13 protein-coding genes are annotated in these 20,654 nt (G+C 73.3%); 6 read left to right on the forward strand and 7 right to left on the reverse strand.

Going from position 1 to position 20,654, the window contains the following annotated elements; genetic code table 11:
* Positions 1–115: 115 nt before the first annotated feature.
* A complete protein-coding gene (locus ACWCYY_RS27610; protein ID WP_449797568.1) occupies positions 116–955 on the forward strand; it encodes a phosphatase PAP2 family protein in 840 nt (279 codons plus the stop codon).
* Between the two features lie 25 nt (positions 956–980).
* Here the strand turns inward: ACWCYY_RS27610 and ACWCYY_RS27615 are convergent, their stop codons facing one another.
* Genes ACWCYY_RS27615 through ACWCYY_RS27625 form a run of 3 tightly spaced genes read right to left on the reverse strand, consistent with a single transcriptional unit; the run spans position 981 to position 4,465 of the window.
* The gene (locus tag ACWCYY_RS27615; protein ID WP_449797569.1) at positions 981–1,688 is read right to left on the reverse strand and encodes a response regulator; all 708 of its coding nucleotides are present in this window, start codon (positions 1,686–1,688) and stop codon (positions 981–983) included.
* A 25-nt stretch (positions 1,689–1,713) separates the two neighbouring features.
* Positions 1,714–3,360, reverse strand: a complete 1,647-nt coding sequence (locus tag ACWCYY_RS27620) for a sensor histidine kinase (protein WP_449797570.1) — start codon at positions 3,358–3,360, stop codon at positions 1,714–1,716.
* Between the two features lie 46 nt (positions 3,361–3,406).
* The gene (locus ACWCYY_RS27625) at positions 3,407–4,465 is read right to left on the reverse strand and encodes an SDR family oxidoreductase (RefSeq protein ID WP_345288785.1); all 1,059 of its coding nucleotides are present in this window, start codon (positions 4,463–4,465) and stop codon (positions 3,407–3,409) included.
* A gap of 104 nt (positions 4,466–4,569) precedes the next feature.
* Between ACWCYY_RS27625 and ACWCYY_RS27630 the strand changes: the two genes are divergently transcribed.
* Together ACWCYY_RS27630 and ACWCYY_RS27635 are read left to right on the forward strand one after the other, a co-directional pair.
* Positions 4,570–5,481, forward strand: a complete 912-nt coding sequence (locus tag ACWCYY_RS27630; protein ID WP_449797571.1) for a LysR family transcriptional regulator — start codon at positions 4,570–4,572, stop codon at positions 5,479–5,481.
* Positions 5,482–5,563: 82 nt separating this feature from the next.
* Complete coding sequence (locus ACWCYY_RS27635; RefSeq protein ID WP_449797572.1) at positions 5,564–6,712, forward strand: YncE family protein; 1,149 nt, start codon at positions 5,564–5,566, stop codon at positions 6,710–6,712.
* A gap of 11 nt (positions 6,713–6,723) precedes the next feature.
* On the opposite strand, the gene ACWCYY_RS27640 is transcribed toward ACWCYY_RS27635, so the two are convergent.
* The 4 genes from ACWCYY_RS27640 to ACWCYY_RS27655 all read right to left on the reverse strand — a co-directional run bounded on the left by ACWCYY_RS27640 (position 6,724) and on the right by ACWCYY_RS27655 (position 11,697).
* The gene (locus ACWCYY_RS27640) at positions 6,724–7,581 is read right to left on the reverse strand and encodes a hypothetical protein (RefSeq protein ID WP_449797573.1); all 858 of its coding nucleotides are present in this window, start codon (positions 7,579–7,581) and stop codon (positions 6,724–6,726) included.
* Positions 7,578–8,126 (reverse strand): SigE family RNA polymerase sigma factor, encoded by a 549-nt coding sequence (locus tag ACWCYY_RS27645; RefSeq protein WP_345288790.1) that lies wholly within the window; start codon positions 8,124–8,126, stop codon positions 7,578–7,580. Before ACWCYY_RS27645 ends, ACWCYY_RS27640 begins: the two co-directional genes overlap by 4 nt.
* Positions 8,127–8,315: 189 nt before the next feature.
* Entirely contained in the window at positions 8,316–8,870 is a 555-nt protein-coding gene (locus tag ACWCYY_RS27650) for a GPR1/FUN34/YaaH family transporter (RefSeq protein ID WP_449797574.1), read from the reverse strand.
* A 295-nt stretch (positions 8,871–9,165) separates the two neighbouring features.
* On the reverse strand, positions 9,166–11,697 hold the full coding sequence (locus ACWCYY_RS27655; protein ID WP_449797575.1) for a SpoIIE family protein phosphatase: 2,532 nt from the start codon (positions 11,695–11,697) through the stop codon (positions 9,166–9,168).
* Between the two features lie 503 nt (positions 11,698–12,200).
* Between ACWCYY_RS27655 and ACWCYY_RS27660 the strand changes: the two genes are divergently transcribed.
* The 3 genes from ACWCYY_RS27660 to ACWCYY_RS27670 all read left to right on the forward strand — a co-directional run bounded on the left by ACWCYY_RS27660 (position 12,201) and on the right by ACWCYY_RS27670 (position 20,465).
* The gene (locus ACWCYY_RS27660; protein ID WP_449797627.1) at positions 12,201–16,703 is read left to right on the forward strand and encodes a HAMP domain-containing protein; all 4,503 of its coding nucleotides are present in this window, start codon (positions 12,201–12,203) and stop codon (positions 16,701–16,703) included.
* Between the two features lie 259 nt (positions 16,704–16,962).
* Positions 16,963–17,583: a response regulator gene (locus ACWCYY_RS27665; RefSeq protein ID WP_345288838.1), complete on the forward strand. Its 621-nt coding sequence runs from the start codon at positions 16,963–16,965 to the stop codon at positions 17,581–17,583.
* Between the two features lie 233 nt (positions 17,584–17,816).
* On the forward strand, positions 17,817–20,465 hold the full coding sequence (locus ACWCYY_RS27670) for a DNA translocase FtsK (RefSeq protein WP_449797576.1): 2,649 nt from the start codon (positions 17,817–17,819) through the stop codon (positions 20,463–20,465).
* Positions 20,466–20,654 lie beyond the last annotated feature (189 nt).

Here is a 20,654-nt window from a genome sequence, read left to right on the forward strand (position 1 = left end):
GCGCCGATGGTACTGCAGGGGGGACCCTGTGGGAGAGTAGGACGCCGCCGAACAATCATTCAAGAGAAGCCCCCTGACGATTCGTCAGGGGGCTTTTCTGCGTTAACCTTCGCCAATGCAGAACCTGACCCTTACCTGGCAGACCTCCGGCACTGCCGGCGTCGCGCTGTTCGGTGCGGCGTACGCGGCCAAGCGATGGTGGGGGAAGCCGGGGCTGGGGGTGGCCTGTCGGGAGGCGGGGACGCTGCTGGCGCTGTTCACGCTCTGGCAGCTGGTCGGGCACCTGTCGTTGCTGAGCACGGAGCACGCCCTGGACCGGGCGGAGTGGATCCACCGGACCGAGCTGGACTGGGGGCTGCCGGACGAGGCGGCCTGGCAGCGGGCGGCGCGGGAGCATCCGTGGTTGATCTCGGCGTCCAACTACTACTACGCGACGATGCACTTCGGGGCGATGATCGCGCTGCTGGTCTGGGTGTTCGTGCGGCGCCGCGCGCGGTACGCCTGGGTGCGGAACACGGTGGTGCTGACCACGGCGGCCTGTCTGCTGATCCAGTTCCTGCCGGTGGCGCCGCCGCGGATGCTGCCGGGGAACGGGTTCGTGGACGTCGCGGCCGAGTACGGGCAGTCGGTCTACGGGGGTGCGGTCGGCGGAGTGGTGGAGGCCCAGCTGTCCGCGATGCCCTCGGTGCACGTGGCGTGGTGCGTGATCGTGGCGGTGGCGGTGGTGGTGATCGCGCGCTCGCCCTGGCGGTGGCTGGCGGTGCTGCACCCATTGGCCACGGTGTACGTGGTCGTGGTGACGGCCAATCACTTCTGGGCGGACGGGCTGGTGGCGGTCGGGCTGCTGATGATCGCCTACCTGGTGCTGCACGCGGCCGCGGGGTGGCGGGCGACGGGCGAGGAGCAGCCGGCGGCCGTGCGGTGGGAGCAGGAGAAGGAGACGGCCGCCGGCTGAGGGTGGGTGCCCGGGGGCGGACGGCTCAGGAGCTCAGGCCGGCCTGGGCGGCGAGTAGGGCGGCCTGGACCCGGGTGTCCGAGCCGGTGCGGTCGAGGACGCCGTCGACCAGGGTGCGGACCCGGTCGGGGCCGATGCCGAGGCGCAGCGCGATCTCCAGGTTGGGCATGCCGTCGCCGAGCAGGGCGAGCACTTCCCGCTCGGTGGGGTCGAGGGCGGCGATCCGTCGTTCGGCCTCGGTGGTGGGGTCGGCCGGTTCGGCGGGGCCGCCGTCGAGCATCCGGCGGACCACCAGGCCGGTGACGCCGGGGGAGAGCACCGCGTCACCGGCGGCTGCGGCGCGGACGGCGCTGATGAGCTCCTGCGGGCTGTCGTCCTTGAGGAGGAAGCCGGTGGCGCCGGAGCGCAGGGCGCGGGTGACGTTCTCCTCCTCGCCGAAGGTGGTGAGCATGACGACGGCGGGCTTGGGGTCGAGCCGGACCAACTGGTCGATCGCGGCCAGGCCGTCGAGGACGGGCATCCGGATGTCGAGCAGGACGACGTCCACCGGGGTGCGGGTGGCGTGGGCGACGGCCTCGGCGCCGTCGGAGGCCTCGGCCGTGATCTCGATGTCCTCGGCGTGCCTGAGGACCAGGCGCAGGCCGGCCCGGATGCCGGGTTCGTCGTCGGCGAGCAGGACCCGGATGGGGGCGGTGTGCTCGCCCGGCTGGTCGGTCACCTGATGGTCGGTCATGTGCGGCTCCGGCTCTGGTGGTGGGTCAGGGCGCCAGCGGTGTCGTGAATGTGGTGATTTCGGTGAGAGTGCCGTCCTCGAAACAGTAACGGGTCACGTAGAGCCGGTCGCTGCTCGTCAGCCGACTGGTGTACGGGAAGACGCAGCTGGTGGTGCCCTCGGGGCGGGCGGGCTCGCGCCCCGAGGCGGCGGAGCGGACGGAGGGGCTGTCCGGGCCGACCACCGAGACCACCTGGCCCTCCGTCATGCCGGGGTGGACGGCACTGGTCGGCGGCGGGCCGTCGTAGGGGCGGGTCTGCTGGACCAGGCCGAGGCCGAGCAGCAGGATCACGCCGAGCCCGGCCAGGCCGAGGGCGGCGGAGACGGCGCTGGCCAGCTGGCGGCGGAGCCGGGCGGCGGGGCCGCCGGCCAGGACGGGGACGTCGGTGCCGGGGGCGGTGGGTGCGCTGTCGGTCCGGCGGCCGGTGGAGGGCGGTTCGGTGGGCAGCACCGCGCGGACCTCGTAGCCGTCCGGGACGGGGCCGACGGTGAGGCGGCCGTCGAGCACGGCGACCCGTTCGCGCAGCTGGTCCAGGCCGCGGCCGCTGCCGAGGCCGGTGGTGACGGCGGGCGGGACGGGCGGGCGGCCGTTGTGGACCACCACCTCGACGCTGCCGGGGAGCTGTTCGACCGTCACCTCGACGGCGGAGCCCAGGGCGTAGCGGTGGATGTTGGTGAGCGACTCGCGGACCACGCGGTTGACGGCCCGGCGGACCTGGGGGCGGACCTCGGTGAGGTCCTCGCCCTCCCAGTGGAAGGCGACCGGGACCCCGGCCGCGCGGGACTCCTCGACCAGGGCGAGGACGTCGGCCCGGGTGCCGGTGGCGTCGGTGAGCGCGTCGGTGCCGGTGTCCCGGCCGACCGGGCCGAGCACGCCGAGCACCTGGCGCAGCTCGTCCATGGCGTCCCGGCTGGCCCGGCGGAGCTGCTCGGCCTCGTCGCGGAGTTCGGGGGCCTGTCGGTCGAGGGCCAGTTCCAGGCCGCCGGCGTGCAGGGAGATCAGGCTGAGCCGGTGGCCGACCAGGTCGTGCATCTCGGCGGCGATCCGCGAGCGTTCGTGCAGCCGGGACTCGTTCTCGGCGGAGCGCTTGGCCCGTTCGGCGGCGGCGGTGCGTTCGCGCAGGGCGCCGACCAGTTGGTCCTGCTGGCCGGCGGCGGTGCCGACCAGGCCGGGGATGAGCACCGCGACCACGGCCAGCACCCCGCCCTGGGCGATGGCGTACTGCCAGCGGCCGCCCTGCCAGTAGTCCAGCCGGACCTCGCTGGTGAGCAGGGGGAGCAGGGCGGCGGCGACCAGCAGCAGGTCGCGGCGCAGGGCGCGGGCGGCGCGGCGGGAGGTGGTGTAGGCGACGATCGCGGTGAGCATGGCGGCACTGGGGAGGATGCCGACCAGGGCGGCCAGCCCGAGCAGTGCGGCGTCGGGGTAGCGGTGCCGGGCGAGGGAGAGCAGCAGGGCGAGGGCGCCGAGGGCGACCAGGGTGCTGCGGTCGAAGAGCCCGCTGAGGCCGACGCTGTGCAGGGCGGCGAAGGTGGCAAGCAGCACGCAGCCGCCGACCACGGCCTCCAGGAGCCACCGCCCGGGCGGGCGGTGGGCGTCCGGACGGTCGGCGGGCAGCAGCGGTACGAAGCGCATCTCCCGATTGTGCCCGGACCGGAACACCTGGTTCCGGAAGCCGCCGTCAGGGGATCACGCGGCGGCGGCGGAAGTCGGCGAAGATCTCCAGGAACATCGCCTCGGTGTCCACGTACTCGTGGAAGCCGAGCCGACGGGCCTTGGAGCCGTCGGCGAACAGGTCGTAGTCCCAGGAGAGGACGAAGTCGCCGAAGGCCCAGGAGGAGACCTCCGCGTAGGAGTGGGCGAGGCCGTACTTCTCCACCATGGCCTCCCAGAGCGGCTCCTTGTCGGCCATCACCTCGGCCAGCTTCAGCGGGACGCCGGGGGCGACGTCGAGTTCGAAGAAGCGGGCGATGGCCGGCCAGAGTCCGCTCCAGCGGAACAGGTCGCCGTTGTTGACGTTGAACGCCTGGTTGGCGCAGCGCTCCTCGGTGGCGGCCCAGACGGTGGCCTTGGCGAGCAGGCCGGCGTCGGTGACCTCCAGCAGGGAGTCGTAGGCGCCGGGCTTGCCGGGGAAGCGGAGCGGGAGGCCGAGCTCCTTGGAGATCGCGGCGTAGACGGCGATCACCATGGCGAGGTTCATCGGGTTGCCGAGGGCGAAGCCGGTGACCACGGAGGGGCGGATCGCGGTCCAGCTCCAGGGCTGCCCGGCCTGGCGCTGCTCCAGCAGGGTCTGCTGGGCGTGCATGAACTCGGGCGGCATGAAGTTCGGGTCGCTCTCCTTGGCGGGGGTGCGGAACGGACCGAGGTGCGCGCCGTAGACCTTGTAGCCCTGCATCAGGCTGACGTGCCGCAGACCGGCGGCGGCCGGGACGACGGTGTCGAGGACGTTGGTGAGCATGGTGAGGTTGGGGGCGACCAGCTCGGCCCAGCCCGGGCGGTCCTGGTAGGCGGCGTAGAAGACGTGGGTGACCTCGTGCAGGCCGCCGAGCTTCTCCTTGCTGTCGGTGGCGTCGAGCAGGTCGACGCTGATGTGCCGCAGACGGTCCTCGCCCTCGCCGCCGCGGCGGGAGAGGCCGATGACGTCCCAGTCGCCGAGCGCGAGCAGGTGCTCGGTGAGGTTGCGGCCGATCACCCCGTTGGCGCCGACGACGAGGGCGGTCTTGCGGTCGGTGGTGGTCACGGCGGCCTCCTGGCGGATGGTGCGGCGGGTTCGTGACCGATCATCGTCCGCTGGGCGGGCATGAGTCCAAGACCGGTTCCTTCCGCCTGACATAAGCTCAGGTCATGCTGACGCTGCGGCAGTTGGAGTACCTGGTCACCATCGTCGAGCAGGGCTCGTTCACCCGCGCCGCCGAGCTGCTGCACGTCAGCCAGCCCGCGCTGTCGCACCAGGTGCGGGTGATGGAGGGGCTGCTCGGCGGCCCGCTGCTGGAGCGGCTGCACCGGCAGGTGCGGGCCACCCCGATGGGGCGGGCGGTGCTGCCGCACGCGCGGGCCGCGCTGGCCGAGGCGGGGCGCGCGGTGGCGGCGGCCCGGGCGTGCGCGAGCTCCGGTGCGGGAGAGGTGGAGTTGGCGACGCTGTACGGGTACAGCCTGGGGGTGCTGCCCGCGGTGCTGCGGGTCTGGCACCGGGAGCGGCCCGGGGCGGCCGTCCGGCTGCACGAGTACCGGCACGCCGAGGAGTTGGCGGAGGCGGTGGCCGGGGGCGTGGCGGACCTGGCGCTGGGGCCGCGGCCACAGGGGTGGGCCGGGCCGCTGTGGGAGCTCGGGGAGGAGGAGTTCCTCCTGGTCCTCCCGGCTGACGACCCGTCGGGAGCCGTGCCCGGCGGCGAGCTGGAGCTGGCGGCCCTGGCCGAGCGGAGCTGGGTGCACTACGCCGCCGGGAACGGGCTGGCCGAGCTGCTGGACCGGGCCTGCGCGGCAGCCGGCTTCCGCCCGGTGGCGGCCGTCCGCACCGAGCAGACCGCAGCCGGTCCGCTCCTCGCCTCGGCCGGGATCGGCCCGACTCTGGCCGCCGCCCACGCCCTCCCGCCCGGACTGCCCGGCCGGCTGTTCCGCCCGGTGCCGCCGGTCCGTCGGCGGCTCGCGGTGTACGCCCGCAGCGCGCCCGACCCGCTCACGGCGGAGCTGGCCGCGGTGCTGCGGCGAGAGGCGGTGCTGCTCCCGGAGCACGTGCGGGAGCGGCTCACGGGGTGACGGGCGGGTCAGCCGATCGGTGGACCCGGCGGAGGGGGCGGCCGCCGGAGGATGGCAGGGAGGCTGACGGACGGAGGACGGCATGGGTGGCGGCGGCAGGGCGCGCTGGTCGGGGATCGGGCTGGTGGCGGTGGTGCTGGCCGGGTGCGGGCAGGCCGCTCCGTCCACGCCGACCCCTTCGGGCGCCTCCCCTTCGGCGGCGGCCCCGTCGTCCGCGTCTCCCACGGCCGGGCCGTCGGCCGTGCGGGCCGGGGAGACCCTGCTGGTGGCCGACTTCGGGGGTGACACGGTGACCTTCGTGGATCCGTCTGCCGGGCCGGTCGGGTCGGCGGAGGTGGGTTCGGCCAAGGTGGGGACGGCGCCGTGGGGCGTCGCGCTGGGGCCGGACGGGCGGGCCTGGGTGGCGGCGGCCGAGGGGGTGGCCGTGGTGGACACGGCCTCCCGGCGGGTGACGGGCACGGTGCCGTACCGGACCGCGAGCGGGCCGGTGACCACGGGCGAGTACCGCGGCGGCGGCATGGGCATCGCGGTCTCGCCGGACGGCCGGCGGGTGTACGTCGGGGTCAACGTGCCGGGGAAGCCTGGGGTGTTGGAGGTCATCGACACGGCGACCCGGCAGGTCACCGACGTGGTGCCGGTCGGGCGGCGGCCGTTCGACGTGGTGGTGGCCCGGGACGGGCACGAGGTGTACGCCGTCGGGCACGACTCCTTCGACGTCACGGCGGTGGACGCGGGCACCCTGCGGCCGCGCCGGATGGAGGTCGCCCCGTACGGCACCGAGGGCGGGCTGGGCTCCTGGCTGAAGCCGCACTACGCCGAAGTCGCCGCCGACGGACGGCTGTTGCTGCCCTTCGAGGGGGAGCGGCTGGCGGTGCTCGATCCGGGCAGCGGCCAGGTGACGGTCCGTCCGATGACGGCCGACACCCACCAGCACGGCACCGCCCTGGCCCCGGACGGCACCCTGCTGGTGGTCGGCACCGGCCCGATCGGCAGCGGCGACCACGGGCCTTCGCTCACCGTCCGGGCCCCCGACGGCGCCGAGCGGGTGATCCCGCTCGACGGCCCGCACGAGGAGGTCGCGCTCTCCCGGGACGGCCGCACCGCCTACGTCACCGGCGGCTTCTCCCGCCCGGGCGGCTGGGACGGCATCACGGTGGTGGACCTGGCCACCGGAACGACGCACCGTCAGGCGGTGGGCCGGCTGCCGCTCGGGGTCGTGGTGCTGCCCTAGGGTCTGGGCGCTCAGGCGGCCCGGTTGTGGGTGGCGAGCAGCGTGCCGGCGGTGTCCCAGGTGCGCAGGGTGAGTGGCTTGCCGGGCAGTTTGACCGCCGCGACCCAGCGGATCGGCGAGTCCCCTACGGTGAGCGGCTGCACCTCCCAGCCGGTGGCCCCGGGGGTGCCGGCCGTCACCTTGGCGACCTCCGGGCCGACCGGGAGCAGGGCCAGCAGGACCGGTCCGTCGGTGATGCTGCCCAACTCGCCCGTGGGCGTTTCCCCTTGTCCGGCCGGGCCGCCCGGTGCGGGGAGGGAGAGGCGGATGTCCTCGGCCTGCCGCCTGCCGTCCACGGTCAGGTAGAGGTTCAGGACGTCCGTGCCCGGGCGCCAGTGTTCCTCGACGAACGCGGTGTCCGGCTCGGCGGCTCCGGGGCGGGCGGGCCGGCCCTGGTCCTCCCAGATCGCGCGGTACTGCCGGAGCGCGTCCGTCTTCGGTGCCTGCGGCCAGAGCGCGGCCCAGGCCTGCCAGCTCCGCGCGCCCCCGCCGCCCCCGCCGATGCCTTCGGCGAGCAGGACCCGGACGGGGGCGAACGGGTCGCGCGCGGGGGCCGGGGCGTAGGACGACGGGGCCGAGGTGGTACCGGCCGGTGCGACGGTGCGCGGTGCCGTCAGCACGGCGGCTCCGCCGACCACGGCCGCCATGGCCAGCGCCGCCGCCCCGGTCAGCGCGGCCCGGCGGCGGCGCAGCCTGCGCCGGCCGCCGGCCAGCACGGCGGCGGCGGGCACCGGCCCGGGGTGCACGGCTGCGGCCAGTTCGGTGAGGGCCGCCGTCACCCCGGCCGCCCGGCCCGGGTCCTGGTGGTCGGTCAGCTCTTCCGTGGTCACGCTGTTCCTCCGATGCTGGTCAGGCCGGTCAGGTCCGTCACGTGGGTCAGGCCGGTCAGGACGGAGGCGGTGCGCAGCCGGGCGATGCCCTTCGAGGCCTGGCTCTTCACCGTGCCCACCGAGCAGCCCATGGCGAGCGCGGCCTGACCCTCGCTCAGGTCCTCCCAGTACCGCAGCACCACGGCCTGGCGCTGGCGCGGCGGCAGGGCCGCCAGGGCGGTGAGAAGCGCCGCGCGCTCGTCGAGCCGCCCGTAGCCGTCGGGCGCGGCGGTCTCGGGCACGCTGGTGACCAACCGTTCGGGCAGCCGGCGGCGGAAGCGCCGGGCGTGCTCGTTGACCAGGATGCGGCGGACGTAGGCGTACGGGTCGTCGGCGCGGCTGACCTTGGGCCAGGCGACGTACGCGCGCTCCAGGGTCTGCTGGACCAGGTCCTCGCCCGCGTGCTGCTCGCCGGACAGCAGGAACGCGGTCCGCAGCAGCCGGGGCCAGGCCGTGGCGATGAACGACCGGAACTCGGCGTCCCGTCGGTTCTCCGGTTCTCTCATGAGCACCTCCTCACCCTCCCAGAGCCCGGGAGGGGGCCGAACCGTTGCCCGCGGTTTCGCGGACCGGCCTCAGGAGGGTGAAACGGAGCCGGACCACCCCGTGGTGGGGTGGCCCGGCTTCGATGGGGGCGGTGTGGGTCCTGCGGGCGGTGGGGCGCCCGCAGGACCCGGACTACCCAGTGGGGTGGGTCACTTGGTGGGGAGGAGCGCCCGGCCCCAGCCGCTCTCGGCGAGGGCGGCGGTGGCCGAGTACCAGGCCGCGAGGCCCGCGACGGCCGCCAGCCAGGCACCGGCCTTGCCGAGGCCGCTGCTGCCGTTCAGCACGCCGAGCGCGCTGAGCACCAGGGAGAGGAAGAACAGGCCCCAGAGGACGCGCCCCAGCAGGCCCGAACCCCAGGCGGCCAGCGCCAGGCTGAGCACGAGCAGGGCCCAGAGCAGCAGGAAGAGGCCGGTGGCGTTCTTGCTCGCGCCGCCGCCCGCTGACCAGACGGCCCAGAAGGCGCCGAGGGAGGTGAAGGCGGTGCCGGTGAAGCCGTCGCCGCTGCGCAGCTGCCAGAGGCCGGCGACGAACAGGGTGAGGCCGCCGACCAGGTGGGCCAGTCCGGCGGCGTCCTTGACGCCCGCGCCGGAGAGGATGCCGGTGCCGAGCAGCCCGTAGGCGAGGAGGGTCAGACCGAGGGCCAGGTAACCGAGGTTGCCGGCGTCGGCGGAACGGGTGTTCGCCCCGGAGGCTTCGTTGCTCACCGGAGGCTCCTTTCACTCATGGCGTGCCGCTTCAGGGCGGCAGGGAGCTGTGCGTGGAGTGGGTGCGCGTGCCGGGGCCGGGGAGCGCACGGGACAGGGCTGTCCCACGGTGCGGGCGGCGGCGGCGAAGTGATGAACCGGCAGGTCGGAGCTGCCGGCGAGTCCCCTACCGGGGTCTTCCCCGGTGAGATCTGTGTACCCACCCGGTACCGGCTTGTACCCTTGTGAATCCCACAATTTGTCGGGTCGTCAGCTGTGGGGCGGCGACCCTTGACCGTTTCCGGTCCGAGCGTGATCAGCTCGTGCGCTGCTCCGGGACGCGCAGGGTGAGGATGGCCATGTCGTCCGAGGGCGGCTCGGGGGCGAAGCGCTCCACTGCCCGCTGCACCCGGGCGGCCACCGCTCCGGCGGTCAGGCCGGTGCAGCCGGTGAGCACGGCGGCCAGGCCGTCGTCGCCCAGCATCCGCTGCCCCTCCCGGCGTTCGGTCACGCCGTCGGTGACGCAGAGCAGTACCTCGCCGGGCTCCAGCACCACCTGCTCGGCGGTCAGCTCCAGCTCCTCCAGCACGCCGAGCAGCGGCTGCGGGGTGGCGGCCGGACTGACCTGCCCGTCGGTGCGCAGGCGCAGCGGCAGCGGGTGCCCGGCGCAGACCAGGGACAGCTCGGTGCAGCCGTCCTGGCGCGGGGTCAGCTCGCCGTAGAGCAGGGTGAGGAAGCGCGAGCGGCTGCCCTCGTCGAGGATGGCGCTGTTGAGGCGGGAGAGCAGCTGCGGGCCGTCGAGGCCCTCGCGGGCCAGCAGGCGCAGGGCGTGCCGGGCCAGGCCGGTGACGGCGGCGGCCTCGGGGCCGGTGCCGCAGACGTCGCCGATCGCGAAGCCGTAGGTGCCCTCGCGGATCGGGAAGATGTCGTAGAAGTCGCCGCCGACCTCGTTGCCCTCTCCGGCGGCCTGGTAGAAGACCTCCACCTCCAGGCCCGGGATGGTGGGCAACTCGGGTGGCAGCAGGGCGCGTTGGAAGGCCTGGCTGGTGGCGGTGCGCTCGGAGTAGAGCCGGGAGTTGTCCAGTGCCAGGGCGGCCCGGCGGGACAGGTCCTCGGCCAGCTCCAGCATCTCCTGGCGGAACCGCTGGCCGGTGGAGACCCCGAGCACCAGCAGGCCGATCACCCGGTTGCGGGCCACCAGCGGGAGCACCACGGTCTCGCCGAGCAGTCCGGCCAGCTCCGGACTGTCCGTCAGCCCGGCCTGCCGGGCGGTCTCGGCGGGCGCGGACCAGAAGGTCACCCCGGAGTCCCGGGCGGCGTCCGGCGGAGGCGTCTTGTCGAGCAGGTCGCGCAGCCGGTCGATCCGGTCCTCGTCCTGGTGCAGCACGAAGGCGAGGTCGGCACCGGCGTCGGCGCTGGTGTAGACGGCGCACCAGGAGGCCAGCGTGGGGACCGCCATCTGCGCCATCAGGGCCAGGGTCTGGCCGAGTTCGAGGGTGCCGGCGAGCAGGTCGGAGGCCTCCACCAGGAAGGAGAGCGAGCCCCGGCGCAGCCGCTCCAGCTCGGTCAGCCGGGCGCTCTCCAGCGCGAGCGCGACCCGGTCGGCGGCGAACTGCAGGCGCAGCGCGTCCTCGTTGTCGTACCGGCCGGCGGCGGTGGCGGCCACGCCGAGCGAGCCGGTCAGCCGGCCGTCCACCTTGAGCGGGACGGTGATCAGCGAGCGCAGGCCCGAACCGGCCAGCAGCGGAACGACGTTGGGGCGCACCGCGAGGTCCTCGTGGACGGCGGGAAGCCGGGCCGAGTCGTACCGGCCGGCCCCGGACTCCACCGGGATCGGGGCGTGCCGGCGCAGGCCGCCGGGCAGGCCGGTGGCCGCGCGCAGCTCGAACTCGGTCTCGTCGTCGGTGGTCAGCAGCAGGTACGCGGCGTCCGCGTCCAGCAGGTCCCGGGCCCGCTCGACGATGCGCTGGAGCAGCCCGCCCAGGTCGTCCGGGCCGAGGTGGCCGACCAGCAGGTCCAGCGGCTCGGCCCCGGCGGGGGCGTCGACGGCGGTGACGGGGGAGCGCAGCACCGCGCGGTCGGCCTCGCGGACCAGCAGGGCGAGGGTGGAGGGCTCCCCATGGGTGTCGCGGACCCGGACCTGGACGGCGTAGAGCTCGGCCCCGTCGGCGAGGAGGCCGAAGCCGCCCTCCCAGCGGGCCAACCGGAGCGTCTCGGCGAGGCTGAGGCCCGGCGCGGGCCAGTCGACCAGCTCGGCCCAGGCGCGGCCGAGCAGCTGGTCGGCGGGCAGGCGCAGCAGCAGCTCGGCGTCCGGGTTGCAGGAGCGGACGGTGCCCTGCTCGTCGATCCGCACCACGCCGACCAGCACCGGGCCGTCGGTGTCGGGCAGTTCGCCGCCGGGCAGACTGGGCAGCGCGAAGCGGGTGCCGACGTGGTGCTCGGGCAGCGCGAGGCGGAACCACACGGTCTTGCGCCCGGCCGAGTACTCGACGCCCCAGCAGGTGGAGATGGCGGAGCACATCAGCAGGCCGCGGCCGCCCTCGCCGTCCGGGTCGCCGAAGTGCTCGGAGCCGTGCGCGGGGACGTTGGCGAAGGCGGGCAGGCCGCGCTCCGGGTGACGGTCCGTCACCTCGATCCGGACGGTCTCCTCCTCGCGCAGCACGGCCACGTCGGCGGCCGTCCCGGCGTGCACCACCGCGTTGGTGACCAGTTCGGAGACCAGCACCACGGCGTCGTCGACCACCTCGGGCAGGCCCCAGCCGAGCAGGGCGTCCCGGACGAAACCGCGTGCGGCACCGGCCGAGCGGCCCTCCGGCTCGAAGGCGGCGGCTGCGCGCGCGGTGACCACGTGCCACGTCTCCCATCAGCTCCGACTGCCAGGTCCGTCCCCGTCTTCGGGCGGAGCCGGGACCGGTGCAGCGTCCCACCCTACTTACCGGTGGGCACTGTGTGGGGCCCGGGCGCGGAAAGAAGCACCAGAGGGTGATTTAGGCGGCCGGTTTGCACCACCTCGGTGCAGACCCTGTGCAACGGTACGGACACTCGGCGGCGGTGCTGCCAGACTGGGGGGTCCGCAGCACCCGGCCGTCAGGTTACGGTCGAGGTGCGCCGGCGTCCGCCCCGAGTGCGGCGGGCCGGTGGCCGCCCCGGAAGGGGGGTGGCGCGGAGACGGTCACGATGCGGGAGGACCTCGACGTGAGTTCGGCCACCAAGGACGTACCCGGCACCACCCCGGCCGCCGGCCGCAGCGGTGGCCGTCCGGCATCCCGCCCTGCGCCCGGGAGGCGCCCGAACCACAACCGGGGGGCCGAGCCGGCCGACCTGCGCAAGCTGCTGGCCGCGCTCACCGCGATGCGCGACGGCAACTTCCGCCGCCGCCTCACCGTTCCCGGCGACGGCCCGCTGGCCGAGATCGCCGCGGTCTTCAACGAGGTGGCCGAGCGCAACCAGCACCTGACCGGCGAACTGGCCCGGGTCCGCCGGGCGGTGGGCCGCGAGGGCAGGCTGTCCGAGCGGCTGGAGAGCGGGGTCGGCGAGGGCGCCTGGATGGCGGCGGTCGACAACTGCAACGCGCTGATCGACGACCTGGCCCGCCCGATGGCCGAGGTCGGCCGGGTGCTCACCTCCATCTCCGAGGGCGACCTGGACCAGCGGATGGAGCTGCGCTCGATCCACACCAACGGGGCCAGCCACCCGCTGCGCGGGGAGTTCCTCAAGGTCGGCCGGACGGTGAACGGACTGGTGGACCAGCTCGGCGAGTTCACCGCCGAGGTGACCAGGGTCGCGGTCGAGGTGGGCACCGAGGGCAAGCTCGGTGGCCAGGCCAGGGTCCGTGGCATGTCCGGGAGTTGGAAGGACCTGGCGGACTCGGTCAACACCATGGCCGGCCGCCTCACCGCCCAGGTCCGCAACATCGCCGAGGTGACCACCGCGGTCGCCAAGGGCGACCTCTCGCACAAGGTCACGGTGGACGTGGCCGGCGAGATGCTGGAGCTGAAGAACACCGTGAACACCATGGTGGACCAGCTCAACTCCTTCGCCGCGCAGGTCACCAGGGTGGCCCGCGACGTGGGCACCGAGGGCCGGCTCGGCGGCCAGGCCCAGGTGCCCGGCGTGGCCGGCGTCTGGCGTGACCTCACCGACTCGGTGAACTTCATGGCCAACAACCTGACCGACCAGGTCCGCAACATCGCCGAGGTGACCACTGCGGTCGCCAAGGGCGACCTCTCCCGCAAGATCGAGGTCGACGCCCGGGGCGAGATCCTGGAGCTGAAGAACACCATCAACACGATGGTCGACCAGCTCTCCGGCTTCGCCGAGCAGGTGACCAGGGTGGCGCGCGCGGTGGGCACCGAGGGCATCCTGGGCGGTCAGGCGCAGGTCCCCGGCGTGGCCGGGGTCTGGAAGGACCTGACCGAGAACGTCAACTCGATGGCCAACAACCTCACCTCCCAGGTGCGCAACATCGCCCAGGTGACCACCGCGGTCGCCAAGGGCGACCTCTCGCAGAAGATCCAGGTGGACGCGCGCGGCGAGATCCTGGAGCTGAAGAACACCATCAACACGATGGTCGACCAGCTCGGCGCCTTCGCCGACGAGGTCACCCGGGTCGCCCGGGACGTCGGCACCGAAGGCATCCTCGGCGGCCAGGCCAGCGTGCCCGGGGTCTCGGGCACCTGGAAGGACCTCACCAACAGCGTGAACCTGATGGCCAACAACCTGACCAGCCAGGTCCGCAACATCGCCGAGGTGACCACGGCGGTGGCGCGCGGCGACGTCTCCAAGAAGATCACCGTCGACGCCCGCGGCGAGATCCGCGAGCTGGTGCTCACCGTCAACACCATGGTCGACCAGCTGTCCGCCTTCGCGGACGAGGTGACCCGGGTGGCCCGCGAGGTCGGCACCGAGGGGATCCTCGGCGGTCAGGCCCGGGTCTCCGGCGTCTCCGGCATCTGGCGGGACCTGACCGACAACGTGAACTTCATGGCCTCCAACCTGACCTCGCAGGTGCGCAACATCGCCGAGGTCGCCACCGCGGTGGCCCGCGGTGACCTCTCCAAGAAGATCACCATCGAGGCCCAGGGCGAGGTCGCGGCGCTGGCCGGCACCCTGAACACGATGGTCGACCAGCTGTCGGCCTTCGCCGTCGAGGTGACCCGGGTGGCCCGCGAGGTCGGCACCGACGGCATCCTGGGCGGCCAGGCCGGCGTGCCCGGCGTCGCCGGGATCTGGAAGGACCTGACCGACAACGTCAACCTGATGGCCAACAACCTGACCGGCCAGGTCCGCAACATCGCCCTGGTCATCACCGCCACCGCCCGCGGTGACCTCTCGCAGAAGATCGACGTGGACGCCCGGGGCGAGATCCTGGAGCTCAAGACCAGCATCAACACCATGGTCGACCAGCTCTCCGGCTTCGCCGACGAGGTCACCCGCGTCGCCCGCGAGGTGGGCACCGACGGCCGCCTCGGCGGCCAGGCCCGCGTACCGGGCGTGGACGGCACCTGGCAGGACCTGACCGAGTCGGTGAACGAACTCGCCAACAACCTGACCCGGCAGGTGCGCGCCATCGCCCAGGTCGCCACCGCGGTGACCCGCGGCGACCTCTCCCTGCGGATCGACGTGGACGCGTCCGGTGAGCTCGACGAGCTCAAGGACAACATCAACCAGATGATCGGCAACCTGCGCGAGACCACCCGGACCAACCAGGAGCAGGACTGGCTGAAGACCAACCTGGCCCGGATCTCCGGTCTGCTGCAGGGCCGCCGTGACCTCGAAGCCGTCGCCTCGCTCATCATGACCGAGCTGACGATGACCGTCTCGGCCCAGCACGGCGCCTTCTTCCTGGCCCAACCGGCTGGCCGCAACGCCGAGTTGATCGCCGAGGACGACGACGAGAACGACACCGTGCTGCGGCTGATCGGCTCCTACGGCTACCAGCGCCGCTCGATGCCGACCACCTTCCGGCCCGGCGAGGGCCTGATCGGCCAGGCCGCGGTGGAGAAGCGCTCGATCATCCTCAAGGAGACCCCGCCCGGCTACCTCAAGATCGCCTCCGGCCTCGGCGAGGCCAGCCCGGCGCACGTGGTGGTGCTCCCGGTGATGTTCGAGGGCCGGCTGCTCGGCGTGATCGAGCTGGCCACCTTCTCCTCCTTCACCACGGTGGCGCTCGACTTCCTGGAGCAGATCGCCGATCTGATCGGGGTGACCGTCAACACCATCAGCGTCAACACCAAGACCGAGGGCCTGCTGCTGGAGTCCCAGCGCCTGACCGCCGAACTCTCCATGCGATCCGCCGAGTTGGAGGCCCGCCAGGAGGAGCTGGAGCGCACCAACGAGGAGCTCCAGGAGAAGGCCGAGCAGCTCGCCCAGCAGAACCGCGACATCGAGATCAAGAACAGCGAGATCGAGGAGGCCCGGCAGATCCTGGAGGAGCGCGCCGAGCAGCTCGCGCTGGCCTCGCGCTACAAGAGCGAGTTCCTCGCCAACATGTCGCACGAGCTGCGCACCCCGCTCAACTCGCTGCTGATCCTGGCCAAGCTGCTCTCCGACAACAACGAGGGCAACCTCTCGCCCAAGCAGGTCGAGTTCGCCGAGACCATCCACGGCGCGGGCTCCGACCTGCTCCAGCTGATCAACGACATCCTCGACCTCTCCAAGGTCGAGGCCGGCAAGATGGACGTCCGCCCGGCCAAGATCGCCCTGGTCCAGCTGGTCGACTACGTCGAGGCCGCCTTCCGCCCGCTGACCCTGGACAAGAACCTGGACTTCGCGGTGGTGGTCTCGCCCGACCTTCCGGTCACCCTGCACACCGACGAGCAGCGCCTCCAGCAGGTGCTGCGCAACCTGCTCTCCAACGCGGTCAAGTTCACCGACAGCGGCGCCGTCGAACTGCGCATCCGCAAGGCCGAGGAGCGCGACGTCCCGCAGCACGTCCGCGAGCAGCTGCTGGAGAACGGCGGGATCGGCGACGCCGACGAGCCGCTGATCGCCTTCTCGGTCTCCGACACCGGCATCGGCATCCCGCGCAACAAGCTCCGGGAGATCTTCGAGGCCTTCAAGCAGGCCGACGGCGGCATCAGCCGCAAGTACGCCGGCACCGGCCTCGGACTCTCCATCAGCCGCGAGATCGCCCGCCTGCTCGGCGGCGAGATCCACGCCGAGAGCGAGCTCGGCACCGGCTCCACCTTCACCCTCTACCTGCCGCTGCGCAGCGAGGCCCCCGAACTCCCCGGCCAGGAGCGCCTCGCCCTGCCCGGCCCGATCCGGGCCACCATCGCCGTCACCCCGGTCGGCACGCCCGTCCCGGTCAACGAGAACCCGGCCGAGCACTGGGCCCAGGAGGTCCGCGAACTGGCCGAGGTGCGCCGCCGGGGCGCCGCCGAACGCCGCCGCGCGGCCGCCGAGGACGCCCCGACGGTCCGTCAGGAGCCGGCCGTGTCGGTGCCCGCGCAGTTCGCCGGCCGCTTCGCCGGCGAGCAGGTGCTGATCGTCGACGACGACATCCGCAACGTCTTCGCGCTCACCAGCGTGCTGGAGCAGTACGGCCTGACCGTGCTGTACGCGGAGAACGGCCGCGAGGGCATCGAGGTGCTGGAGCAGCACGAGGACGTGGCCCTGGTGCTGATGGACATCATGATGCCGGAGATGGACGGTTACGCGACCACCGAGGCGATCCGGCGGATGCCGCAGTTCGCCGGGCTGCCGATCATCGCGCTGACCGCCAAGGCGATGAAGGGCGACAAGGAGAAGAGTCTCGCGGCCGGCGCCACCGACCACGTGACCAAGCCGGTGGAGGCCGACCACCTGTTGGCGGTGATGCGCCACTGGCTCTCTTCCGCCACGGGCAAGTAACCGCCGGGGGCGCGCTCTCCCACCGCACTGGCGGGTCCGGCCGGGAACGGGGTAAGGTCGCGCATCGTTGCGAACAGTGACCGAATGGTGACGTGGTGCTCAGGCTCCGCCCTGCTCCGCTGTGGGATTCGGCACTGCCACGGTGCCGGATCGCTCGGAGCGGCCTGGCGGGCGAGGGGGTGCGGCTAGCATGACCGGTGCGGTGATGAGCGGTACCAAGACGGCCGCGATCGGCAGACAAGCGGCAGGAGGGCGGGTCGTGGTGCAGAAGGCGAAGATCCTCCTGGTCGACGACCGGCCGGAGAACCTGCTGGCCCTGGAGGCCATCCTCTCCGCGCTGGACCAGACGCTGGTCCGCGCCTCGTCGGGCGAGGAGGCGCTCAAGGCGCTGCTCACCGACGACTTCGCGGTCATCCTGCTGGACGTCCAGATGCCCGGCATGGACGGCTTCGAGACCGCCTCCCACATCAAGCGGCGGGAGCGGACGCGGGACATCCCGATCATCTTCCTGACCGCGATCAACCACGGGCCGCACCACACCTTCCGCGGCTACGCGGCCGGCGCGGTCGACTACATCTCCAAGCCCTTCGACCCGTGGGTGCTGCGCGCCAAGGTCTCGGTCTTCGTCGACCTGTACGTGAAGAACTGTCAGCTCAAGGAGCAGGCCGCGCTGCTGCGCCTGCAGGTCGAGCAGGGCGAGGCCACCGTGCTCGGCGAGCTCTCCGCCCGCCTGGCCGCCGTCGAGGAGCAGGCCGAGGCCCTCGGCAAGCAGCTCGGCGACTCCTCCGACACCACGGCCGCCGCCACCGCCGCCCATCTGGAACGCAAGCTCGCGGGCCTGCGCAAGGCCCTCGACGCGCTGCGCCCCGGCGCGAGCTAGTCAGCGGCCTTCGGTAGGGCAGCGGCCTCAGGGGCGCGAGGAACTGCGCGAGTCGGAAGGCGGACCACCGGCAACTGAACCACCGTCAGCCAGTTGCAGGTGCTGCCGTTCCCCTGCGCGCAGTTCCTCGCGCCCCTGAGCGCCTGCCCTGCCGCGAGCGCCAATTGACGGTGCGACACACGGGTGCTCGAGCACGTGTCCAGTGCCTCGGTGCGCCGGTAGGCTGCTGTCCCATGGCCACACGTACGCCCGGCGCGGCAGCGCGCAACCCGAAGTCCGGGCCGGCCAAGAAGGCACCGGCGAAGAAGGCCGCGGCTCCCGCGAAGAAGGCCGCGGCGGCGAAGAAGGCGCCCGCCAAGAAGGCGGCCGCGAGCCGCCCCGCGCCCCCGCAGGCCCCCGCGCGCCGCCCGATACTCTTCCGCGCCGTCCGCGCCGTCTGGCTGGGCCTCGCGCACGCCGTGGGGGCCGTCTTCCGCGGCTTCGGCGACGGCGCGAAGAACCTGGACCCGGCGCACCGCAAGGACGGCGTCGCGCTGCTCCTGCTGGCCCTCGCGCTGGTGACCGCGGCCGGGACGTGGTTCAGCCCGCAAGGGTGGCTCGGGGAGGCGGCCACCGCCGTCGTCTCCGGCCTCTTCGGCCGCCTCGACGTACTGGTCCCGTTCCTGCTCCTCGCCGTCTCGGTCCGCCTGATGCGCCACCCCGGCGGGCCGGACCAGGACGCCAACGGCCGGGTCGCGGTCGGCCTGAGCGCCTTGGCGCTGGGCGTCCTCGGGCTGGTGCACATCGGCTGCGGGGCACCGGCGATGGGCAGCGGGGCGTCGAAGATCAGGGCCGCCGGCGGGATCCTCGGCTGGGCCTCCTCGACGCCGCTGATGGCCGCGGCCGGGCCGCTGCTCGCGGTGCCGCTGCTGCTCCTGCTGAGCTTCTTCGGGCTGCTGGTGGTGACCGCCACGCCGGTCAACCGGATCCCCGAGCGGCTGCGCCTGCTGGGCGAGAAGCTCGGCGTGGTGGAGCCGGCCGAGCTGCCGGAGGACGAGGCCGCGCCGGACCGCGAGTACTCCACCGCCCCGCCGGAGGACGCCGACCCGGACGCGATGCCGTTCACGGTCGAGGACGCCGGGGACGAGGTGGGCGCCCGCCGCCGGCGCCGTCGCAAGCGGCTGGACGAGCCCGAGCACCAGGCCGCGGTCCCGGACCCGTTCCAGACCCGGGACATCGCCGCCGGCGTGGCCGCCGACCTGGACGGCGCCCTGACCTACGGCGTGCCCGCCTCCCCGGCGGTGGCCAGCATGCTGCACCAGGTCAAGGACCACACCGCCCCGCCCGAGGAGCCCGGGGTCCCGGCCGCCCGCGCCTCGGACGCTCCTGACGGCCACTCACCCGCCCCGGCCCGGATGGAGCAGCTCCAGCTCTCCGGGGACATCAGCTACGCGCTGCCCTCCCTGGAGCTGCTGGAGCGCGGCGGCCCGGCCAAGGCCCGCAGCGCGCTCAACGACGAGGTGGTGGCCCAGCTCACCGGGGTGATGACCGAGTTCAAGGTCGACGCCCGGGTGACCGGCTTCACCCGCGGCCCGACGGTCACCCGCTACGAGGTCGAGCTCGGCCCCGCGGTGAAGGTCGAGCGGATCACCGCCCTGGCGAAGAACATCGCCTACGCGGTGGCCACCCCGGACGTGCGGATCATCTCGCCCATCCCGGGCAAGTCCGCGGTCGGCGTGGAGATCCCCAACCGGGACCGCGAGATGGTGACCCTGGGGGACCTGCTGCGCTCGCGCACGGCCGCCGAGGACACCCACCCGATGGTGGTCGGCATGGGCAAGGACGTCGAGGGCCACACCGTGATGGCCAACCTCGCGAAGATGCCGCACGTGCTGGTGGCCGGCGCCACCGGCGCGGGCAAGTCCTCCTGCATCAACTGCCTGATCACCTCGGTGCTGGTGCGGGCCACGCCGGACGAGGTGCGGATGGTGCTGGTCGACCCCAAGCGGGTCGAGCTGACCGCGTACGAGGGCATCCCGCACCTGATCACCCCGATCATCACCAACCCGAAGAAGGCGGCCGAGGCGCTGCAGTGGGTCGTGCGCGAGATGGACATGCGCTACGACGACCTGGCGGCCTTCGGCTTCCGGCACGTGGACGACTTCAACGCCGCGGTGCGCAGCGGGACGCTGAAGCCCCCGCTGGGCAGCGAGCGGGAGTTGACGCCCTATCCGTACCTGCTGGTGATCGTCGACGAGCTGGCCGACCTGATGATGGTCGCCCCGCGCGACGTCGAGGACTCGGTGGTCCGGATCACCCAGCTGGCCCGCGCGGCCGGCATCCACCTGGTGCTGGCCACCCAGCGGCCCTCGGTGGACGTGGTGACCGGCCTGATCAAGGCCAACGTGCCGTCCCGGCTGGCCTTCGCCACCTCGGCGATGGCCGACTCCCGGGTCATCCTGGACCAGCCCGGTGCGGAGAAGCTGATCGGCAAGGGCGACGCGCTCTTCCTGCCGATGGGCGCCTCCAAGCCGGTCCGGATGCAGGGCGCCTTCGTCACCGAGGCGGAGATCGCCAAGGTGGTGCAGCACTGCAAGGACCAGCTGACGGCCCGCTACCGCGAGGACGTGGTGGTCGGCGGCGGCCCCAAGAAGGAGATCGACGAGGAGATCGGCGACGACCTGGACCTGCTGATCCAGGCGGCCGAGCTGGTGGTCTCCACCCAGTTCGGCTCCACCTCGATGCTCCAGCGCAAGCTCCGGGTCGGCTTCGCCAAGGCGGGCCGGCTGATGGACCTGATGGAGTCCCGCGGCATCGTCGGTCCCAGCGAGGGCTCCAAGGCCCGCGACGTCCTGATCAAGCCGGACGAGCTGGACGCGGTGCTCATCACCTTGCGCAGCTGACGTCACGGTGAATTCACCGACTCCTCACCCGATCGGAGGAGGGGAACCGTGCGCCGTCCGGGTACGTCCCACCGTGCAGCCGTCGGGGCCGGGCTGACCCGCCGTCAGCCCGGCGCCCGGGCACCGCACGTTCGGGCCCACTCCGCTTGAGAAAGCCTCCGGGCCCGCCCCTAGACTGTTCTCTCAGCA

Source organism: Kitasatospora sp. NPDC001664, assembly GCF_053596675.1.

Coding starts and splice junctions, on each gene's coding strand:
- ACWCYY_RS27660 (WP_449797627.1), top strand. CDS start 12,201: ATGCGCGACGGCAACTTCCGCCGCCGCCTCACCGTTCCCGGCGACGGC.
- ACWCYY_RS27670 (WP_449797576.1), top strand. CDS start 17,817: ATGGCCACACGTACGCCCGGCGCGGCAGCGCGCAACCCGAAGTCCGGG.
- ACWCYY_RS27645 (WP_345288790.1), bottom strand. CDS start 8,126: ATGAGAGAACCGGAGAACCGACGGGACGCCGAGTTCCGGTCGTTCATC.
- ACWCYY_RS27630 (WP_449797571.1), top strand. CDS start 4,570: ATGCTGACGCTGCGGCAGTTGGAGTACCTGGTCACCATCGTCGAGCAG.
- ACWCYY_RS27635 (WP_449797572.1), top strand. CDS start 5,564: ATGGGTGGCGGCGGCAGGGCGCGCTGGTCGGGGATCGGGCTGGTGGCG.
- ACWCYY_RS27615 (WP_449797569.1), bottom strand. CDS start 1,688: ATGACCGACCATCAGGTGACCGACCAGCCGGGCGAGCACACCGCCCCC.
- ACWCYY_RS27610 (WP_449797568.1), top strand. CDS start 116: ATGCAGAACCTGACCCTTACCTGGCAGACCTCCGGCACTGCCGGCGTC.
- ACWCYY_RS27620 (WP_449797570.1), bottom strand. CDS start 3,360: ATGCGCTTCGTACCGCTGCTGCCCGCCGACCGTCCGGACGCCCACCGC.